At 71.9% G+C, this 18,821-nt stretch carries 19 protein-coding genes; 5 read left to right on the forward strand and 14 right to left on the reverse strand.

The window, feature by feature from the left end:
- Window positions 1-20 precede the first annotated feature (20 nt).
- Entirely contained in the window at window positions 21-1,931 is a 1,911-nt protein-coding gene (locus ACSU6L_RS17210; protein WP_437064930.1) for an NAD-binding protein, read from the forward strand.
- A gap of 95 nt (window positions 1,932-2,026) precedes the next feature.
- On the opposite strand, the gene ACSU6L_RS17215 is transcribed toward ACSU6L_RS17210, so the two are convergent.
- Window positions 2,027-3,847 carry a prolyl oligopeptidase family serine peptidase gene (locus ACSU6L_RS17215; RefSeq protein WP_437057796.1) on the reverse strand — a complete coding sequence of 607 codons (1,821 nt, stop codon included), beginning with the start codon at window positions 3,845-3,847 and terminating at the stop codon, window positions 2,027-2,029.
- A gap of 199 nt (window positions 3,848-4,046) precedes the next feature.
- Between ACSU6L_RS17215 and ACSU6L_RS17220 the strand changes: the two genes are divergently transcribed.
- Entirely contained in the window at window positions 4,047-4,850 is an 804-nt protein-coding gene (locus ACSU6L_RS17220; RefSeq protein ID WP_437057798.1) for an SURF1 family protein, read from the forward strand.
- 10 nt (window positions 4,851-4,860) lie between these two features.
- On the opposite strand, the gene ACSU6L_RS17225 is transcribed toward ACSU6L_RS17220, so the two are convergent.
- From ACSU6L_RS17225 to ACSU6L_RS17270, 10 genes are all read right to left on the reverse strand, one after another.
- The gene (locus tag ACSU6L_RS17225) at window positions 4,861-6,030 is read right to left on the reverse strand and encodes a hypothetical protein (RefSeq protein WP_437057800.1); all 1,170 of its coding nucleotides are present in this window, start codon (window positions 6,028-6,030) and stop codon (window positions 4,861-4,863) included.
- Window positions 6,027-6,632, reverse strand: a complete 606-nt coding sequence (locus tag ACSU6L_RS17230; protein WP_073943179.1) for a SigE family RNA polymerase sigma factor — start codon at window positions 6,630-6,632, stop codon at window positions 6,027-6,029. The genes ACSU6L_RS17225 and ACSU6L_RS17230 overlap by 4 nt, the downstream gene beginning before the upstream one ends.
- 393 nt (window positions 6,633-7,025) lie before the next feature.
- Window positions 7,026-8,078 carry an aspartate-semialdehyde dehydrogenase gene (locus tag ACSU6L_RS17235; protein ID WP_437057802.1) on the reverse strand — a complete coding sequence of 351 codons (1,053 nt, stop codon included), beginning with the start codon at window positions 8,076-8,078 and terminating at the stop codon, window positions 7,026-7,028.
- On the reverse strand, window positions 8,075-9,352 hold the full coding sequence (locus ACSU6L_RS17240) for an aspartate kinase (RefSeq protein WP_073943177.1): 1,278 nt from the start codon (window positions 9,350-9,352) through the stop codon (window positions 8,075-8,077). Before ACSU6L_RS17240 ends, ACSU6L_RS17235 begins: the two co-directional genes overlap by 4 nt.
- A gap of 178 nt (window positions 9,353-9,530) precedes the next feature.
- Window positions 9,531-11,594, reverse strand: coding sequence for an NB-ARC domain-containing protein (locus tag ACSU6L_RS17245; protein ID WP_437057804.1), 2,064 nt, complete (start codon window positions 11,592-11,594; stop codon window positions 9,531-9,533).
- Window positions 11,591-12,040: a hypothetical protein gene (locus ACSU6L_RS17250; RefSeq protein ID WP_437057806.1), complete on the reverse strand. Its 450-nt coding sequence runs from the start codon at window positions 12,038-12,040 to the stop codon at window positions 11,591-11,593. The genes ACSU6L_RS17245 and ACSU6L_RS17250 overlap by 4 nt, the downstream gene beginning before the upstream one ends.
- A gap of 24 nt (window positions 12,041-12,064) precedes the next feature.
- Window positions 12,065-12,646: a Uma2 family endonuclease gene (locus ACSU6L_RS17255; RefSeq protein ID WP_437057808.1), complete on the reverse strand. Its 582-nt coding sequence runs from the start codon at window positions 12,644-12,646 to the stop codon at window positions 12,065-12,067.
- Between the two features lie 50 nt (window positions 12,647-12,696).
- On the reverse strand, window positions 12,697-13,569 hold the full coding sequence (locus ACSU6L_RS17260; protein WP_437057810.1) for a hypothetical protein: 873 nt from the start codon (window positions 13,567-13,569) through the stop codon (window positions 12,697-12,699).
- A 349-nt stretch (window positions 13,570-13,918) separates the two neighbouring features.
- Window positions 13,919-14,101 (reverse strand): DUF397 domain-containing protein, encoded by a 183-nt coding sequence (locus tag ACSU6L_RS17265; RefSeq protein ID WP_437057811.1) that lies wholly within the window; start codon window positions 14,099-14,101, stop codon window positions 13,919-13,921.
- Window positions 14,076-14,873, reverse strand: a complete 798-nt coding sequence (locus tag ACSU6L_RS17270; protein ID WP_437064932.1) for a helix-turn-helix domain-containing protein — start codon at window positions 14,871-14,873, stop codon at window positions 14,076-14,078. Before ACSU6L_RS17270 ends, ACSU6L_RS17265 begins: the two co-directional genes overlap by 26 nt.
- 96 nt (window positions 14,874-14,969) lie before the next feature.
- Here ACSU6L_RS17270 and ACSU6L_RS17275 point away from each other — a divergent pair, with 96 nt between their 5' ends.
- Window positions 14,970-15,392: a hypothetical protein gene (locus ACSU6L_RS17275; protein WP_437057813.1), complete on the forward strand. Its 423-nt coding sequence runs from the start codon at window positions 14,970-14,972 to the stop codon at window positions 15,390-15,392.
- Window positions 15,389-16,105, forward strand: a complete 717-nt coding sequence (locus ACSU6L_RS17280; RefSeq protein ID WP_437057815.1) for a sulfite exporter TauE/SafE family protein — start codon at window positions 15,389-15,391, stop codon at window positions 16,103-16,105. Before ACSU6L_RS17275 ends, ACSU6L_RS17280 begins: the two co-directional genes overlap by 4 nt.
- A gap of 47 nt (window positions 16,106-16,152) precedes the next feature.
- Here the strand turns inward: ACSU6L_RS17280 and ACSU6L_RS17285 are convergent, their stop codons facing one another.
- From ACSU6L_RS17285 to ACSU6L_RS17295, 3 genes are all read right to left on the reverse strand, one after another.
- Window positions 16,153-16,809: a DUF5063 domain-containing protein gene (locus tag ACSU6L_RS17285; RefSeq protein ID WP_073943170.1), complete on the reverse strand. Its 657-nt coding sequence runs from the start codon at window positions 16,807-16,809 to the stop codon at window positions 16,153-16,155.
- Window positions 16,802-17,401, reverse strand: a complete 600-nt coding sequence (recR, locus tag ACSU6L_RS17290) for a recombination mediator RecR (protein WP_043502778.1) — start codon at window positions 17,399-17,401, stop codon at window positions 16,802-16,804. Before recR ends, ACSU6L_RS17285 begins: the two co-directional genes overlap by 8 nt.
- Window positions 17,402-17,489: 88 nt before the next feature.
- Window positions 17,490-17,831, reverse strand: a complete 342-nt coding sequence (locus ACSU6L_RS17295) for a YbaB/EbfC family nucleoid-associated protein (RefSeq protein ID WP_073943169.1) — start codon at window positions 17,829-17,831, stop codon at window positions 17,490-17,492.
- A 222-nt stretch (window positions 17,832-18,053) separates the two neighbouring features.
- On the opposite strand from ACSU6L_RS17295, the gene ACSU6L_RS17300 reads away from it, so the two are divergent.
- Window positions 18,054-18,800 carry an SLATT domain-containing protein gene (locus tag ACSU6L_RS17300; protein ID WP_437057818.1) on the forward strand — a complete coding sequence of 249 codons (747 nt, stop codon included), beginning with the start codon at window positions 18,054-18,056 and terminating at the stop codon, window positions 18,798-18,800.
- Window positions 18,801-18,821 lie beyond the last annotated feature (21 nt).

Below are 18,821 nucleotides of genomic sequence, written 5' to 3' on the forward strand. Positions count from 1 at the left end.
CGGGTGATGCGACCGCGCACATGGTGGTGTGCGGCGACGACGGACTCGCGCACCGGCTCGCCGCCGAGCTCCGGAGCGTCTACGGCGAACAGGTCACGCTGGTCGTGCCGCCCTCCGGCCGCCGGGTGCGCCAGCCGGTCGTCGGGCGGGCCCGCGCCGCGTCGGCCGCGCTGCTCGACCGGATGGTGAACGCCGCCGTGGGCCGGGGCAACGGCAACGGCAACACCAGCGGCACTCCCGAACCCTCCGGGGCCGAACGGGTCGTCGAGGCGCCCGAGCTGACGGAGGCCGTGCTCGCCGAGGCCGGCGTGGAGCGGGCCGCCGCGCTGGCGCTGGTGTACGACGACGACGAGACCAACATCCGTGCCGCGCTGGCCGCCCGCCGTCTCAACCACCGGCTCCGGCTGGTGCTGCGCCTCTACAACCGGCGGCTCGGCCAGCACATCGAGGACCTGCTCGACCAGGCCGCCACCCTGGCCCTCGGCGACGGTGCCACCGGCTTCGACGCCTCGACGACCGTGCTGTCCGACGCCGACACGGCCGCGCCCGCGCTGGCCGCCACCGCGCTCGCCGGGACCAGCAAGGTCCTCCAGACGGACGGGCTGCTGCTGCGGGCGGTGGAGCGGCAGCCGCCGGCGCCCGGCGAAGTGGCCGACCCGGGCCTGGCCACACTCGCGTTGCTCTCCGCGACCAGCAACGACCCGGCCGGCGCCGACGGCTCCGAGGGCAGCGGGGAGCACGGGCCGCAGCTGCTGCCGGACGCGGCGACGGTACGGGCGGCGACCGGGCGGGGCGCGGTGGTGCTGGAGCAGGTGTCGTACTCCGGGCCCGCCCAGAGCGCGCGGAGCGGCGGTGCGCTGCCGTTCGCCTCACTGTTCTCGCGGCGGCTTCGGTGGTCGCTGTTCGGGCTGGTGGCGTGTGTGATCGCGCTGGCCGTGGCGCTGAAGGTGGTGACCGGCGAGCACCTGCTCTACGCCACCTACGTGACGCTGCTCGACCTGTTCGCGATCAACGAGCCGGCACTCCAGCAGTCCACCGCCCGGCAGGTGCTGCAGCTGTTGTCGGGGCTGGTCGGGTTGCTGCTTCTGCCGGTGCTGCTGGCCGCGGTGCTGGAGGGGCTGGGCACCTTCCGGAGCGTGTCGGCGCTGCGCAGGCCCCCGCGCGGGCTGGGCGGGCACGTGGTGCTGCTCGGGCTGGGGAAGATCGGGACGCGTGTGCTGACCCGGCTGCGGGAGCTGCACATCCCGGTGGTGTGCGTGGAGTCCGATCCGGAGGCGCGGGGGATGGCCACGGCACGGCGGCTGCGGGTGCCGGTGGTGCTGGGCGATGTCACCCAGGAGGGCGTGCTGGAAGCCGCCAAGATCCATCGGGCGCACGCGCTGCTCGCGCTGACCAGCGCGGACACCACCAACCTGGAGGCGGTGCTGTACGCCCGCTCGGTGCGGCCGGATCTGCGGGTGGTGCTGCGGCTGTACGACGACGACTTCGCGACCGCCGTGTACCGGACCCTCCGGGCCGCGCATCCGCACGCGCTGACCCGCAGCCGGAGCGTGTCCCATCTGGCGGCGCCCGCGTTCGCCGGGGCGATGTTCGGGCGGCAGATCCTCGGGGCGATCCCGGTGGAGCGGCGGGTGCTGCTGTTCGCCGCGGTGGACGTCGGCGGGCATCCCCGGCTGGCGGGGCGGACCGTCGCGGAGGCGTTCCGGCCGGGGGCGTGGCGGGTGCTGGCGCTGGACACGGGGGTGGCCGAGGACCGCGCGGCGGTGGACGACGGGGACGGCGACGCCGCCGCCGCGCGGCCGTCCGGGCTGGTCTGGGACCTGCCGGACGGCTACGTCCTCAAGGACGGCGACCGGGTCGTGCTGGCGGCGACCCGGCGGGGGCTCGCGGAGCTGCTGGGACGGCGGGGACGGGAGCGGGCGGGCGCGTGACGCCGGCCGGGGCCCCGCCCCGCCGTCCTTCTCAGCCCTTCTCAGCCCTGCTCAGTCCTTCTCAGTCCTTCTCAGCCGCCTTCTCAGCCGCCTTCTCAGGCGCCCGACAGGTGCCGCTCCGCGAACTCCAGCTCCAGCCGGACCTGCTTGATCCGTTCGTCCACGACCAGCGAGCCGTGTCCCGCGTCGTAGCGGTACACCTCGTGGTCCGCGCCCCGGGCCTCGAGCCGCTTGACGTAGTTCTCGATCTGGCGGATGGGGCAGCGGGGGTCGTTGACCCCGGCGGAGATGTAGACCGGGGCCTTGACCTGGTCGACGTAGGTCAGCGGGGACGACGCCTCGAAACGCTCGGGGACCTCCTCGGGGGTGCCGCCGAGCAGGGTGCGGTCCATGGCCTTCAGGGCCTCCATCTCGTCGTGGTACGCGGTGACGTAGTCCGCGACGGGGACGGCGGCGATGCCCAGCGTCCAGAAGTCCGGCTGGGTGCCGAGGCCGAGCAGCGTGAGGTAGCCGCCCCAGGAGCCGCCGGTGAGGATCAGCCGGGCGGGGTCGGCCAGGCCGGAGGTGATCGCCCACTCCCGTACCGCCGCGATGTCCTCCAGCTCGATCAGGCCGACGCGGTGCTTCAGGGCGTCCGTCCAGGCGCGGCCGTATCCGGTGGAGCCGCGGTAGTTCACCCGCACCACCGCGTACCCGTGGTCCACCCAGGCCGCCGGGCCAGCCGCGAAGGAGTCGCTGTCGTGCCAGGTCGGGCCGCCGTGGATGTCGAAGACGGTGGGGAGCGGGCCGGTCGCGCCGGCCGGCTTCTGCACCAGGGCGTGGATGCGGCCGCCGGGGCCCTCCACCCACACGTCCTCCACGGGCACCGAGCCCGGCGACTTCATCCCCGGCGGGTCCAGTACGACCCCGCCGCGCGTGGAGCGCACCGCGGACGGCTCGGCGGCCGACGACCACAGGTACTCGACGCTGCCGTCGGGGCGGGGTGTGGCGCCGGAGACCGTGCCGGCCGGGGTCGGGATGCGTTCCAGGCGGCGGCTCGCGAAGTCGTACCGGAACAGTTCGCTGCGGGCCTCGAAGCTGTGCCCGATGAGCAGTCCCGAGCCGTCCGGGTACCACTCGGCGCTGACGTCGCCGGGCAGCTCCAGGGCGAGGTCGCTCTCCTCGCCGGTGGCCACGTCCCACACCAGCGGTTCCCAGCGGCCGCGCCGCTGGTGGCCGATGAGCAGCCGGGTGTCGCCGTCGACCGGGGCGAAGCCCAGCACCTCCAGGCCCAGCTCCTCGCTGCCGCCCTTGGTGTCGTCCAGCTCGGCGACCGTGCTGCCGTCGGGGCGCAGCACGCGCAGCGCCGAGTGCATGGCGTCTCCGTGCTCGGTGTGCTCGATGGCGATCAGCGTCCCGTCGTGCGAGAGGTCGCCGACGCCCGCCGACTCGCGGTGCCGGTAGATCTCCACCGGCGACTCACCTTCGCGGGCGAGGTGGATCGTGGTGCCGTCCTCGTCGGTGGAGCGGCCGATCACCGCCGTACGCCCGTCCCGGCCGAGGGCCAGGCCGGCCGGGTAGGACGGGTCCAGGCCGGGCACCGCGAGGTCGTCCTCGCCGCCCTGGAAGGGCTGGCGGCGCCAGACGCCGAACTCGTCGCCGTCCTTGTCGTCGAACCACCAGATCCAGGTGCCGTCCGGGGAGAGCACGCCGTCCGTGGTGCCGTTGGGGCGGTGGGTGACCTGGCGTTGCTCGCCGGTCGCGCGGTCCCACGCGTACAGCTCGTACGTCCCCGTCGCGTTCGACACGAACAGGGAGCGGTCCGGGGCGTCCTGCGCCCAGTCGGGCAGTGACACCCGCGGTGCTCTGAAGCGCTTTTCCCAGTCCGGCATGTCCTCGGTCCGCCCGGTCGCGGCGACCGCGTTGCTCTCAGTCATGACCCCATACTGCCTGTCCCCGCCGACATTCCGCGGGCAAGGCCCCCAGCCTGTGGAAAACTTCTGGATCATGTCCGCTCACCAGCCCTCTTCCGCCCCGTCGGCCCCGCCCGCCCCGTCCTCCCAGGGCCCCGTGCGGAGCCGCTGAGCCCCGACCCCACCGGCGGGCCCCCGCCACCGCCCCCGTACCTTTGAAGGCGTGTACCGGTTTCTGCTGACGCCCCGCTGGTGGGGCATCAACGTCTTCGTGGCGCTCGCCATCCCCTTCTGCGTGTTCATGGGGTCCTGGCAGCTGAGCCGGTTCGAGGACCGGGTCGACAGCCATCGCGGCGCGGACGCGCGGGCCGCGCAGGACCAGCGGGAGGCGGCCCGTCCGCTGGCCGAGCTGCTGCCGGTGACCAAGGCGACCGCGGGCAAGCAGACCACCGCGACCGGCACCTACGGCAAGCAGCTGCTCGTTCCCGACCGGGAGCTGGACGGCAAGCGCGGTTACTACGTGCTGACGCTGCTGCGCACCGACGGCGGCGAGGCGCTGCCGGTCGTGCGCGGCTGGCTGCCCGGCACCGCCGACCCGGCGCGGGCCCCCGCCCCGCCGGCCGGCGAGGTCACGGTCACCGGCGCGCTGCAGGCGTCCGAGAACCCGGGTGAGAACGGGGTCAGCGCGGCGGGCGGACTGCCGTCCGGGCAGACCGCCGCGATCAGCGCGGCCTCGCTGGTCAACCTGGTGCCGTACGACCTCCACGACGGCTGGGTCACCCTCAACAAGGCCGACTCCGGCATGAAGACGGTCCCCGTGGCGGTGACCCCGGACACCGGTCTCGACCTCAAGGCGTTCCAGAACCTCGGCTACACCGGCGAGTGGTTCGTCTTCGCGGGCTTCGTCGTCTTCATGTGGTTCCGGTTGTTCCGACGCGAGCTGGAGTTCGTCCGGGACGCGGAGATGGGGATCGCGCCGGACGAGGAGGAGCGGGTGCCCGCCCCGTCCGGCAGCCGAGCCGAGTGAGCCGCGCGGGCTACGAGGCGGACAGCATCCCGGTGCGGTAGACGGTCCCCGCGCAGGCGTTGGGCACGGTCACGCCGGTCGACGCTCCCGCGTCCGCGGTGTACGACACGGCGACGCTGCCGTCGAGGGTGCCGTCCGCCCTGATCAGCTGGGTGGTCGTGCCGGTGTCGCCGCCCGTGGAGGTGCCCTCGGGCGTGGTGCCGCTCGTCTCGGTGGGCGTCGGGTCGGGGCTCGGGTCGGGGCCGCCCGTGCCGCCGCCGTCGGTGCCGCCGTCGCCGCCGCCGGTGGGGCAGGTGTCGGACGGCACCCAGGCGAACTTCACCTCGTACGCCGCCCCGGGCAGCAGCACCAGCTGCGGCACTTCCAGGGACGGGTCGGGCAGACCGGCCGCCGGGTCGCCGGCGGTGTGGGAGACCAGGCTGATCCTGGCGGGGTCGGCCGCGCCCTGGGCCAGCGGGACCAGGCTTCCGGGGCCGCTGACGGTGCAGCTGCCGCCGGAGATGTTGGTGATCCGGAAGGTGCCGTAGACGGTGCCCATGGAGTCCGGGGCGTCGACTCCGCCGGTGGCGCCGAGCTGGTCGGCCGTGCACACCGCGGTGGTGTCGGCGCTCGGCGCCGACGGGTCGGCGCTGCCGCCGGACCCGCTCTCGGTGCTGCCGCCCTCGCCCTTGTCGGGGTCCTTCTTGCCGTCCTCGCCCTTCTCCTCCTGCTTGCCGGAGGAGCTGCCGGAGCTCTCGCCGCCGCCCGCGGTGCTCTTGCCCTCTCCGGTGCCGCCCTGGGCCTGGGAGCCGTGGCCGGCGATGGAGGGGTTGGCGTCGGGGCCGGTGGCGTTGGAGACGTGCACCAGGGCCGGGACGGCGGTGCCGACGAAGAGCGCGGCGGCGGCCATGCCGACCACGGCCTGCCGCTTGCGCGCCCGCCGGGCGGGGACCGCCCGCCGCAGGTGCTCCAGGGTGCCGTCGCGCGGCGCGATGTCCTCGACCGCGCCGTGCAGCAACCGGCGCAGTGCCAGCTCGTCCGAGTCGAGCCCTTCGGGGCCCTGTTCGTCGGGGCTGTGGTTCACGGTTCCGTTCCCAGCGTGCGTTTGCTTCGGCTTGTGCTCGGGCGCCTCGGTCGGCTCGGGCGCCCCGGCCTCGGTCGGCTCGGGCGCCCCGGTCGGCTCGCGTGGTTCTCCGGTCATGCCGGCGCCTCCATGGCGACCCGGAGGGCGGCGATGCCACGGGACCCGTACGCCTTCACCGAGCCCAGCGATATGCCGAGGGTCTCGGCGACCTGGGCCTCCGTCATGTCCGCGAAGTACCGCAGGACCAGGACCTCGCGCTGGCGGCGCTGGAGGCCCTTCATCGCCTGGATGAGGTCGCGGCGCTCCAGCTGGTCGTAGGCGCCCTCCTCCGCGCTCGCCATGTCCGGCATCGGCTTGGAGAGCAGCTTCAGGCCGAGGATGCGGCGGCGCAGGGTGGAGCGGGAGAGGTTGACGACGGTCTGCCGGAGGTAGGCGAGCGTCTTCTCCGGGTCGCGGACGCGCTTGCGCGCGGAGTGGACACGGATGAACGCCTCCTGGACGACGTCCTCGCAGGAGGCGGTGTCGTCGAGGAGGAGGGCTGCGAGACCCAGCAGGGAGCGGTAGTGGGCGCGGTACGTCTCGGTGAGGTGGTCGACGGTGGTACCGGCGGCCTGTGTCTCCTCGGTGTACTCGGCACCGTCACGCTGACTGGGTATGCGGGCGGGCCGCGCTGCGGGCATGGGCGCGATCACCGGCATGCCGCCGGGCGCGCCGGGCATGCGGGTGCGAACCGGCCGGCGGGGCGGCCGGAGAGCCGTGCCGCGGGTCGGCGCTGGGAAGTCGAGAACCTCTGCCACGCCAGTTGGACACGTTCACCCCCGGCATGGTTGTACGTGCCGAGCGTCACGTTCGATCTCGCGTCAGGCAGCACAGCCGACGGTGCCTCAAATGCCCTCATGCGTCCCGCTCTTCCCCTATGTCCTTTGTTGAACGAAGCGTCCCCACGCCTCGCTCACGGCTCCCCCCACCCCGGAAGGGTGACCGCATAGACGCTCCCCGCCCTCCGCTCGGTTGCGGAGGACGGGGAGGAAATCTCTCTTACGCAGATCCTACAAACGGATCAAGCCACTGCCAGGATCTTTTCCGTGAGGGGAAGCTCTCACGAGAAGCTCTCACGAAAACTCCGTGGCCACCAGCTCCGCGATCTGCGCCGTGTTGAGCGCGGCGCCCTTGCGCAGGTTGTCACCGCAGACGAACATCTCGAGCGCCGTCGGGTCGTCCAGCGCCCGCCGCACCCGGCCCACCCAGGTCGGATCGGTGCCCACCACGTCCGCCGGCGTCGGGAACTCCCCGGCGGCCGGATTGTCGTAGAGCACCACGCCCGGCGCGGTGGCCAGGATCTCCCGCGCCCGGTCCACCGTGACCTCGTCCTCGAAGCCGGCGTGCACGGTCAGCGCGTGCGCGGTGACCACCGGCACCCGCACACAGGTCACCGCGACCGGCAGCCGCGGCAGCCCGAGGATCTTGCGGGACTCGTCCCGCAAGGTCATCTCCTCGGACGACCAGCCGTCCTCGCGCAGCTCCCCGGCCCACGGCACCACGTTCAGCGCCACCGGCTCCGGGAACGGCCCGGTCCGCTCGCCGACCGCCCGGCGCAGATCGCCGGGGCTGGTGCCCAGCTCCGTACCGGCGACCAGGGACAGCTGCTCGCGCAGCGTGTCCACGCCGGCCCGGCCGGCCCCGCTGACCGCCTGGTACGACGACACCACCAGCCGGCGCAGCCCGAACTCGGCGTGCAGCGCGCCCAGCGCGACGATCATCGACAGGGTGGTGCAGTGCGGGTTGGCGACGATCCCGCGCGGCCGGATCCGCACCGCGTGCGGATTGACCTCGGGGACGACCAGCGGCACGTCCGGGTCCATCCGGAAGGCGCACGAGTTGTCGACGACGACCACACCCTTGGCCGCAGCGATGGGAGCCCACTGCGCGGACACGTCGTCGGGTACGTCGAACATGGCGACGTCGACCCCGTCGAAGGCTTCCTCCGACAGGGCCACGACCTCGACCTCCTCGCCGCGCACGGCCAGCTTGCGGCCGGCCGAGCGCGGTGAGGCGACGAGTCTGATCTCGCCCCAGATGTCCGCGTGCTGGGACAGGATCTGGAGCATGACCGCACCGACGGCCCCGGTCGCTCCCACGACCGCGAGCGTCGGTTTGCCGGTCATCGGCCGGTGCCTCCGTAGACGACGGCCTCATCGCTGTCGGAGTCCAGCCCGAACGCGGTGTGCACGGCGCGCACGGCCTCGCTGACGTCGTCGGCGCGGGTGACCACCGAGATGCGGATCTCGGACGTCGAGATCAGCTCGATGTTCACGCCCGCGTCGCTCAGCGCCTCGAAGAACGCGGCGGTGACGCCGGGGTTGGTCTTCATACCGGCGCCGACCAGCGAGATCTTGCCGATCTGGTCGTCGTAGCGCAGCGAGTCGAAGCCGATGCCGGACCGGTTCTTCTCCAGCGCGTCGATGGCCTTGCGGCCCTCGGTCTTCGGCAGCGTGAACGAGATGTCCGTCAGGCCGGTCGACGCGGCGGACACGTTCTGCACGACCATGTCGATGTTGATCTCGGCATCGGCGATCGTGCGGAAGATGGCGGCGGCCTCACCCGGCTTGTCGGGCACACCGACGACCGTGATCTTGGCCTCGGAGGTGTCGTGCGCGACACCGGAGATGATGGCCTGCTCCACCTGCTTGTCCCCTTGGTTGATCGGCTCGCTGCTGACCCACGTGCCCTGAAGGCCGCTGAAGCTGGAGCGGACGTGGATCGGGATGTTGTAGCGACGGGCGTACTCCACACACCGGTGGAGCAGCACCTTCGACCCGGACGAGGCCAGCTCCAGCATGTCCTCGAAGGAGATCCAGTCGATCTTCCGGGCCTTCTTCACCACGCGCGGGTCGGCGGTGAACACACCGTCGACGTCCGTGTAGATCTCGCAGACCTCGGCGTCGAGCGCCGCCGCGAGAGCCACCGCCGTGGTGTCGGACCCGCCACGCCCCAGCGTGGTGATGTCCTTGGTGTCCTGGCTGACGCCCTGGAACCCGGCGACGATGGCGATGTTGCCCTCGTTCAGCGAGTCCCGGATGCGGCCCGGCGTGACATCGATGATCCGCGCTTTGTTGTGGACCGAGTCGGTGATGACACCTGCCTGGCTGCCCGTGAACGACTGGGCGCTGTGGCCCAGGTTTTTGATCGCCATGGCCAGCAGGGCCATGGAGATCCGCTCTCCGGCGGTCAGCAGCATGTCGAGCTCGCGCCCGGCAGGAATCGGGGATACCTGCTCGGCGAGATCGATCAGCTCGTCCGTCGTGTCGCCCATCGCGGAAACCACGGCCACCACCTGGTGCCCGTTCTTCTTCGCTTCCACGATCCGCTTGGCGACGCGCTTGATGCCCTCGGCATCGGCTACGGAGGAGCCTCCGTACTTCTGCACGACAAGGCCCACGTGCGCTCCTCGCTCGATGTGTGTTCGTTCCGCATATACGACGGTGTACTGCGGGTCGGCTCAGTCTAACGAGCGTCCGAAATCCACCTCTGCGCTCCCGCATGGTGAGACGTCGGCGTCGTCCAGGACAGTCCCTGCCCAAAGTCGGGGGATCGATGCCCACCAGTGCGGAGGGTGGTCAGTCGGTGGCACCGAGGAGGGGGGCGAAGTCCTCACGGAGCTGTCGTACGTAGGGGGTGTCGCCGAGGAGGCGTTCCCAGTCGGCGAGGACGGAGACGATGACCTCGTGGGCGCGGGCCGGGTCGTTCGCCGTCATCCACAGGAATCCGGCGAACAGGGCGCGGGACTCCAGAGTCGTTCTGTCCGTCGCCCCGTCCGCGCGGATCCGGCTCTCGATCAGTTCCTCGTACATGGCCACGGCCCCCTCGATGTCGCCTACACGTGTCCGCGCCCACACCAACGTGTGCCGCAGGTGCCGGGAGACGAGGCTGTCCCCACCCGTGGTGCGCACGGCCCTGTCCAGCAGCCGTTCGGCCGCGTCGCGGGCCCGGACCGCGTAACGGCCGGCGTCCTGCTCGGCCAGCTCCCCCAGGGCGAGAGCCCAGGTCGCCCAGGCCTCCACGGCCTGCTTGGCGTCGGCGCCCAGCGCCCGTTCCGCCTTCCTGGCGTTCTTCGCCGCCAGGGACAGCGCGTCGCGCGCGCGTCCCGCCATGACCAGTTCGTCGGCCAGTGTCGTCCTCGCCTCGAAGGTGCGCGGATCACGGCGCCCGAACGCCCGCGCGTGGTCGGTCACGTTCCGTTCGAGCAGCCTGATCGCGCGCGGTCGGTCACCGGCCATCCCGAAGGCGTGAGCCAGGTGGGAGCGCATGAACAGGGTCAGCTCGTCACGTTCCCCCAGAACGCGCTGCGCCGCCGCCAGGGCTCTCTCGTACAGCCCGATCGTGCGGGCGATGTCGAGGTGGAGGTGCTTGATACCGCCCAGATAGAACAGCACGGCCGCGCCTGCCCCGTCACGCTCCGGCCCCGCGTACGCGGTCCGCGCGTCCAGGTGCGTCAGCCACACTGCCTCGGCTCTGGCGTCGCGCAGCCCCAGCCCGGCCCTGAACAGCAGAAGGGCCGCAGCGTCGGCGTGCGCCTCCCCTGCCGAGCGCGTCACCGCCTGCACCAGCCGGTGCACCGAGACCGTCCCGTCCTCGTGCAGGCCGATCATGCTGTGCGCGGCCAGGCGTCGGATCGCCTCGGCCACCTCGGGCGGGCTGCCCAGCTGCTCCAGGTACGCGCGGGGAATCCGGTCCGGCGCCCACCAGGCGATGGTCCGCAAGACGGTCTCCGCGAGCGGCGTGTCCGCCAGACGGTCCAGGGTCACGCGCCACACCCGGGCCACGGTCCGTTCGCTGCTCCCGCCCTCCGCCGCGCTCGCGAACATCCGGTCCGGGTAGCGCGCCAGCAGTTCCGCGTACTCGTCCGCCGTGATCCCCGCCTCCGCGCAGTACGCGGCGGCCTGCTCCACGGCGAGCGGAAGGCACCCCAGCTCGCGGCACAGCCCCTCGGCGTCGGTGGCGGCACCGCCCTGGACACGGGCGAACAGCTCGGTCGCCTCGGCGAGTTCGAGCACGTCCAGCGACAGCGGCTCGGCGATGCCGTGCCACCCGGTGGCCCGCCGGGTCGTGATGAGGAAGCGGCCGCCCGTCGCCCGGGCCAGCAGAGCCTTCACGTCCGTCGGCGACGAGACGTTGTCCAGGACCAGCAGCCAGCCCTCGTGCGTCGCCAGCCACTGCACCGCCCGCTCCCGCAGCGCCTCCCGCGAGAGTACGTCCCGCAGCGCGGGCTGCAACGCGATCGCGAGGTCGGCGAGACCGGCGTCGAGTTCGGCGGTGGTCTCGGCGTTGATCCACCACACCGGGTTGAAGGCGTCCGTGTGCTCCGCCGCCCATCGGGCCGCGAGCGTCGACTTGCCGATGCCGCCGAGGCCGTGCACGGCTTGCACGACGACCCCGCCGGTGGCCTGGAACGCCTCGTCCAGCAGAGCGAGTTCCCGCTCCCGCCCGACGAACAGCCCGGCCCGCTCCGGCAGGTTGACCAGCCCGTCCGGCGCCGCCTCCGGCATCGCGAACGCTTCCGCGGGCAGCATCAGGGCCGTCTCGGCGTACATCCCCACCGAGCCGTCCCCGCTGATCGCCTGCCGGATGGACCCGCCCGCGGCGATGGACCGGTCCCCGGACGCCTCCGCCGAAGCGGTCACGCGGTGGGACCGTCGCCGGTCTGCGCCTGGTGGATGTCACGCCCGGCGGCGATGGACCGGTCACCGGAGGCCGTGACGTTCCGCGCCGACGGTTCGCCGGGTACGGGGGTCGCGGGCGCGGGCGGGTTCGGCGGCGCCGCGATGTTGCCGCTGCCCGTCGACACGAACCCGATGTCCCGCCCGGCGACAACGGCCCCCGCGCCGCCGGCCGTTACGTCGACCCTGGGGGGCGCGTCGGCACCCGAGGCCCCGTCCGACGCGGACTCCCCCCGCGTCAACGCGAAGATCGTCACCGCCAGCCCCAGCAGCCCCGCCACCCCGCCGGCCACGCTCGCCCAGGGATCCGCACCCTCGACATCCACCACGGCCCCGACGACCAGCCCCACCGCGCCCAGCACGCAGAGCCCGATCCCGGTCCCCATCAACGCCTTCGCCTGAGCCGTCATACGGCCATGATGGCGCCGGGGCAGTCAGTCGGCGAGGTCTTTGAGGGGATCGGTGTCGAGGGTGAGGCTCACGGGGTCGGGAAGCTTCACCGTCGCGCCGAACGGGATCTTCTCCTCGTGCCGGTACCGGCCGTCCTCGGGCTGGTCGAAGACGACGACCGCGTGGTCGTCGCGGTCGATGAGGAGGTAGACGGGAATCCCGGCAGCCGCGTAAGCGTCAGGCTTCTCGACCCGGTCACGCCGATGCGTGTCGGAGTCGTACGACGTGACCTCCACCGCCATGAGAACGCCCTCCGTCCCGGACCAGTCCCCATGCCCCTTCGGGAACCCGAAGGGGGCCAGAACGCCATCCGGGCGTGCCCGGCCCTTGCGGTAGCTCTCGACCTTCATGCCACGGTCCGCGTAGAGCCACAGCTCGGGACGATGCTGCATGCACAGCCTCTGCAGCCAGGCGATGATGTGGTCGTGGTTGCCGTCGGTCACCGGCTTGACCTGGACCCTTCCCCCGATGAACTCCAGCCGCACGGTCTCCGGGGCGTGGCGTTCCAGCTCCTCGAACTCCTCGACGGACATCTCCGGCCGGTGCTGCTCGGTCCTGGGGGTCATGGCGTCGCCTCCTCGACTCCATGGTGCCCTGACCGGCGCGGCCCGCACGCTCACAACAGACCCGCCGCGCGCCGGAGGGCGTTGACCTTCTCCGTCACGTCGATGACCTCGTCCGCGCCGGGCAGACCGCCGGCGTCGCGCTGGGCGGGCAGGAAGGTGTCCGGGACGTGGCCGTACGCCGGTCCCTCCGCCTCGATCAGCGCCCGGCACTCGTCGCACAGCCCGCCGGAGATCTTCGTGGTCCGCTCGTCCGCGTCACACAGACCGCAGACCATGATCACTCGGGAGACCCGGGCCCGCCGGGCCGCCTTCTGCCGGATCTTCGCCTTCTTCGGGGGCATCTTGCTCTCCAGTCGTTTGCGGGCGAGACCGCCCGGGTTGGTGACGGCGGGCGGCAACCCGGCCGTCAGGGCCTTGGTGATGTCGTCCGGGGTCGCGCCGCGCGTCAGCCACTCCGCGACCAGGGGTTCGAGGGACCGGCAGTCACCGTCCGACAGCGGCATACGGGTATCGGCGGACCGCACCTCGGCGAGCGTGCGGTAGGCGGTGCTGGGCTGCTCGGCGGCGTCCTCCGGTTCCGGGGCCGGCTGCTCCTCGGCGTTCTCCACACGGGCCAGCCCCGGCATGTGGTCCTCGGTCACGTCCTTGCCGTCGCGCTCCCGCACGAAGTCCGCCCACCACTCCTCCGACCTGCGGGTACGCGACCAGTACGTCCGCGTCACCCAGCGCATCGAGTCGTCCTCGACGGTGATGTGCTCCCTGATCCAGCGCAGATGACCCGCGAGCACGATGCGGCCCAGCGAGGTGCGCACGGCCTGCTGGCCGTACCGGGGGTGTTCCGCCGCGATGGCCTTGTAGCCCATCGCGTGGCCCTCTTCGAGGTGGTCGACGAAGACGGCGATCTCACGGTCCCGGGCGCTCAAGTGTGCGAAGTCCGCGTCCGCGTGCGGGTCTTCGTCACCTGCAGGACGCTTCCCGTACCCCGTTTTGGCCATGGGGTGGGACGGGGACGGCAGAGCAGGACTAGGGTAGGCGCAAGCCACCATCGAACTGTTCCTTCGATGCGTAGGGCGAGGCCCCGGCGCCGGTGTTGCAGCACCGACCGGGGCCGATCTATTTGCCGCGAACCTAGAGCGGCTTTACGTTCCGGCGCAAGCCGATCACGGAACGTCACTCTTTCGAGGTAGGCCGCCTTAACTCACGTTCAGACTTGGTTGGTTGGGAGATTCCCAACCCAGTCCAGAACCCATGGAGGGGCTCGGAGCTCGGGGCTCAAGCCTCGGGCTGAACTGCGGAAATGAAGGCCGCCCAGGCGGAGGCGGGCACGCGGAGGTCAGGGCCGGCGGGGTTCTTGGAGTCGCGGATGTGGACGCGGGGACCGAACGCGACTTCGACGCAGTTGCCGCCCTCGTCATCGCTGTAACTCGACTTAAGCCACTTCAGCTTGTCGGTCATGGCAATCCACCATCCGCTCGATGAAAAGGGTCGACTCAGCGGGGCTGAGGGCTTGCGCGCGGATCATGCTAAGCCGCCCGGCCACGCGGCTGACAACGTCCGGGGCGGTGGACAACTCGCTGGCGAACGGCCCCTCGGTGAACGCGAATCGCTCGTGGTCACGGGTCTCCAGCAGCACCATGGGCCCCATCAGCGCGGACGTCACGGCCCGCTCGAAGGGGAGCACCTGAAGCTCGACGTTCCGCAGCCGGGCCGCGTCCAGCAGGCGGCGCAGTTGCTCACCGTCCACCTGCGGGCCGCGCAGCACCGCCTCATAGAGGACGAAGCTGAGCCCGACCGGCGGATTCCGTTCCGTGAGGATGGCCTGCCGCTCCATACGCGCCGCGATCCGCGACTCCACCGTCTCCTCGTCCAGGGGCGGATAGCGGTTCTCGATCAGCGCCCGCGCGTACCCCGGGGTCTGCAACAGTCCCGGGACCAGCGTGGACTCGTACGACCAGTGACTGACCGCCTCCCTCTCCCGCTCCATGAACTCCTGAGCCCTCGGCGGGAACTTCTCCCTTCGCAAGTAGTCCTTCACCGCGCTGAGCATGCCCTCCGCCCCGCACAGCTCATCCGCCACGTCGAGGACTCGGGCCGTCGGCATCCGCACCCCCTGCTCCATCGCCTTGATGGTGTCCGGGGAGTAGTTCGCGGCGACAGCCAGTTGCTCCCGGCTGATGTTCGCCTTCGTGCGCCAGCGCTTCAACTGGTTGCCGGTGAAACGCCACATGACGGGCGACTGGAACACAGCGCGCACCTCCGACCGATACACAACAGCGTGTATCACCTGAGTCACTACCGAGCGTATCGCCACCGTCGCCATCGTGTGACCATGACGAACGCGATCAACCGCCGCCCCGACTGGATCCCGGCCTCCGGTCACCAACTCCGCGTGACCGGCGTCCACTTCGACGCCGTACGGATCGAAGGCGTGAGAGGGGAGCGCGTCGCCGAACGGCTCGTCGAGGTCACCGACGGCGACGCGGGGCCGATCGTGTGCGAGGCGAGCGGGTTCCGGTGGATGTACTTCCTGCTGGCGCCGGGGGAAGTGCGGCGGCACAGCTGGCCGTTGGGGGTGCAGCAGTTCGGCGGGCGGGGGATCCGGACCGTCACCTACATCGGCATTCCGGCGCTGGAGGGGAACACCTGGCCGTTGCAGTGGTACAGCGAGCCGACGGCGGGGTGCCCGTACGTCGATGCCAGAGGTCTCCTCGACACGGTGTGGGGCGGTGGATCATTCGGTCTGTGACAGACCTTCTTCTCTTCGGGATCGTGCTGCTCGGCTCGTGCGTGCAGTGGCTCACCGGCATGGGCTTCGCCCTTGTCGCCGTGCCCGCGTTGGTGTGGGTGCTGGGGCCGGTGGAAGGGGTCGTGCTCACCAACTGTGCCGCCGGGGTCATCTGCCTCGTCGGGCTGGTGAGCGGGTGGCGGCGGGTGCGGCTCGCGGCGATGGGGCCGCTGTGCGTGGCCGCCGTGTGCACCGTGCCCGCCGGCGCCTGGCTGACGCGGCAGTTGCCGGAGCGCGTGCTGTTCGTGGTGATGGGCGGGCTGGTGACCGTGGCCGTGCTGCTGGTGATGCGGGGCGCTCGGGCCGCCGCGCTGCGCGGGCGGACGGGGGCGGTCGTCACGGGGGCCGCGGGCGGGTTCATGAACGCGGCGGCGGGAGTCGGGGGGCCGCCCGTGTCGTTGTACGCGCTGAACGCGGGGTGGACCGTACGGGAGTTCGTGCCCAACGCGCAGTTCTACGGCGTCGTCGTGAACGTCGTGTCCGTGGCCGCCAACGGGGCGCCGCGGCTCGGCGGCGAGCGGTGGGGCTGGGTGGTGGCCGCCATGGTCGTGGGGGCGGGCCTGGGGCGGGTGCTGGCGCGGCGCACACCGGAGGTGTGGGCACGACGGCTGGTGCTGGGGCTGGCGCTCGCCGGCGGGGTCAGCGCCATGGCGAAAGGGGTGTGGGGGGCTTAGCACCCCCCACGCACGGACCCCCACGCCCGGGCGTCGGCCGCCGGACGCTACTGGACGCGCAGGCCCAGCGGCCCGGCGATCTCCTGCTGCATCACCTTTCCGGCCTCGAACTCCAGCGTCTCGTCGCCGAGGCTCTGGTCGGTGTCCAGGCCGTCCAGTTCCTCCAGGGGCTGGTTCAGGCGGACGTGGGCGACCACCGACTGGAGGGCTCGCAGGGTGGCCGACGCGGTGCCGCCCCAGTTGGAGAAGTACGAGAACTGCCACCACCACAGGGCTTCCGTGGTGCGGCCCGCGCGGTAGTGGGCCATGCCGTGGCGCAGGTCGGTGATGACGTCGGTGAGGTCGTCCGAGATACGGGCCGGGACCGGGGCCTTGCGGGGCTCGTAGGGGTCGAAGACCTCGGAGTAGACGTCGATCGGCTCCAGGAGGCGGGCCAGGTTCTCGCGGAGCTCGTCCACGTCCGGCTCCGGGCCGGGGTCCGGCTCGTAGCGCTCGTCGGGGACGATGTCCTCGTGCGCGCCGAGGCGGCCGCCGGCGAGCAGCAGCTGGGAGACCTCCAGGAGGAGGAACGGGACCGCCGAGTCGGGTTCGTCGCCCTTCGCGACCTCCGTGACGGCTACCAGGAAGCTTGCGATCTGGTCCGCGATCTGGACCGCGAAGTCGTCCGGGTCCTGCGTCGTGGAGTGCAGCGTGGCGTCAGACATCTAGGAGTCGTCTCCCCTCGAAGGCGCGGCCGAGGGTCACCTCGTCCGCGTATTCCAGGTCACCGCCCACCGGGAGGCCGCTGGCCAGGCGGGTGACCTTGAGGCCCATGGGCTTGATCATCCGGGCGAGGTACGTGGCGGTGGCCTCACCCTCCAGATTCGGGTCGGTGGCCAGGATCAGCTCCGTGACCGTCCCGTCGGCCAACCGCGCGAGAAGTTCTCGTATACGCAGGTCGTCCGGGCCCACACCCTCGATCGGGCTGATCGCCCCGCCCAGGACGTGGTAGCGGCCGCGGAACTCGCGGGTGCGCTCGATCGCCACGACGTCCTTCGGCTCCTCCACGACGCAGATGACCGACGGGTCGCGTCGCGGGTCACGGCAGATCGCGCACTGCTCCTCCTGCGCGACGTTCCCGCACACCGCGCAGAAGCGGACCTTCGCCTTCACCTCCAGCAGGGCCTGGGCGAGACGGCGTACGTCCGTCGGCTCCGCCTGGAGGACGTGGAAGGCGATCCGCTGGGCGCTCTTCGGACCGACGCCGGGCAGCCTGCCCAGCTCGTCGATGAGGTCCTGGACCACGCCTTCGTACAACGGACTGCCGTCCTTCCTGGGGTGCCTTCAGTACGTACGGTAGAGGGCCCGTGCCTGTCTTCGAAAGGCAGGACGGGGATCGGAAAGGTCAGAAGGGCAGACCCGGGATGCCGCCGCCGCCCAGCCCCTGGGCGAGCGGGCCGAGCTTCTGCTGCTGGAGGGACTGCGCGTTCTCGTTGGCCGCGGCGACGGCCGCGACGATCAGGTCCGCCAGCGTCTCGGTGTCCTCGGGGTCCACCGCCTTCGGGTCGATGACCAGGCCGCGCAGCACGCCGGCGCCGGTGACCGTGGCCTTGACCAGACCGCCGCCCGCCTGCCCGTCGACCTCCGTGTTCGCCAGTTCCTCCTGGGCGCGGGCCAGATCCTGCTGCATCTTCTGGGCCTGCTGGAGCAGCTGCTGCATGTTGGGCTGGCCACCACCGGGAATCACGATCAGCTCCTGCTTTCGTATGTGTTTTCCGCCTGGCACGAGCCTACGTGGTCCGTGCGGGCAACGCCCCAGCACTCTTTCGAGTGAGTTGTCACGGTGGCCTATACCTGACCAAGACCCTCTTCCGGGCGGAAAAGCGATGAAAGGCTCACCTTCGCCACCCATTGGGCGGTAGGAAGGGTCCCGCACGTCAACGTCCATCTCGTCCAAAGGGAGTGCCGGGTGGGTCAGCCGGAGATGCAGCCCGAGAGGCCGCCTCAGGACGGGCGGGGCGAGGGGGCGGCCGGGCTGCGGCCGGGCGATCTGACCGGGCGGGCGTTCCCGCTCGGCGACTGGGCCGAGCCCGCCCAGCGCCTGGACGAACTGTTCCGGTGGGTGGAACGCGGCGCCCTCGACACGGCGGCCTGGTATCTCGCCGACCGGGTGTGGAAGCGCCGCGGGGCGCGGGCACTGCGCGGTGGCGCGGCGGCCGGGGCGGTGCTGGGGGCCGCGCTGCCGCTGCTGGATCTGACCGGCGTGGTGGGCGGGGTGGCGCCCTGGGGGTACCTGGCGCTGATGCTGGCCGTGGCGTGCGTGGGCGTCGACCGGTTCTTCGGGGTCACCTCGGGGTGGATAAGGGACGTGGCCACCGCGCAGGCCGTCCAGCGCAGGTTGCAGGCGTTGCAGTTCGACTGGGCGTCGGAGAGCGTGCGCGAGGTGCTGGGCCCGGCCGAGGGGACGGCGAGCGAGGCGGCCGAGCGGTGCCTGGGGGTGCTGCGGCGGTTCTGCGAGGACGTGACCGAGCTGGTGCGTACCGAGACCGCCGACTGGATGGTGGAGTTCCGCACCGGGTCCGCGCCGCTGGGCATCCAGTCGGCGGTCTCGGCCGGGCCGCGCGTGGACCCGGCCGGTATGCACGGGCGGTTCCCGATGCCGCCCGGTCCCGCCCGGCCGAACATGCCCCGGCAGCGGCCGCCCGAGCCGCGCTGACCGTCGCCCCGCCCGTGGGGG

Origin of the sequence: Streptomyces sp. enrichment culture (assembly GCF_964272855.1) — a bacterium.
Taxonomy (GTDB): Bacteria; Actinomycetota; Actinomycetes; order Streptomycetales; family Streptomycetaceae; genus Streptomyces.

Coding starts and splice junctions, on each gene's coding strand:
- ACSU6L_RS17285 (WP_073943170.1), bottom strand. CDS start 16,809: ATGTCTGACGCCACGCTGCACTCCACGACGCAGGACCCGGACGACTTC.
- ACSU6L_RS17225 (WP_437057800.1), bottom strand. CDS start 6,030: ATGACCGGAGAACCACGCGAGCCGACCGGGGCGCCCGAGCCGACCGAG.
- ACSU6L_RS17215 (WP_437057796.1), bottom strand. CDS start 3,847: ATGACTGAGAGCAACGCGGTCGCCGCGACCGGGCGGACCGAGGACATG.
- ACSU6L_RS17230 (WP_073943179.1), bottom strand. CDS start 6,632: ATGCCCGGCGCGCCCGGCGGCATGCCGGTGATCGCGCCCATGCCCGCA.
- ACSU6L_RS17265 (WP_437057811.1), bottom strand. CDS start 14,101: ATGACCGACAAGCTGAAGTGGCTTAAGTCGAGTTACAGCGATGACGAG.
- ACSU6L_RS17270 (WP_437064932.1), bottom strand. CDS start 14,873: ATGTGGCGTTTCACCGGCAACCAGTTGAAGCGCTGGCGCACGAAGGCG.
- ACSU6L_RS17255 (WP_437057808.1), bottom strand. CDS start 12,646: ATGACCCCCAGGACCGAGCAGCACCGGCCGGAGATGTCCGTCGAGGAG.
- ACSU6L_RS17250 (WP_437057806.1), bottom strand. CDS start 12,040: ATGACGGCTCAGGCGAAGGCGTTGATGGGGACCGGGATCGGGCTCTGC.
- ACSU6L_RS17210 (WP_437064930.1), top strand. CDS start 21: ATGGTGGTGTGCGGCGACGACGGACTCGCGCACCGGCTCGCCGCCGAG.
- ACSU6L_RS17235 (WP_437057802.1), bottom strand. CDS start 8,078: ATGACCGGCAAACCGACGCTCGCGGTCGTGGGAGCGACCGGGGCCGTC.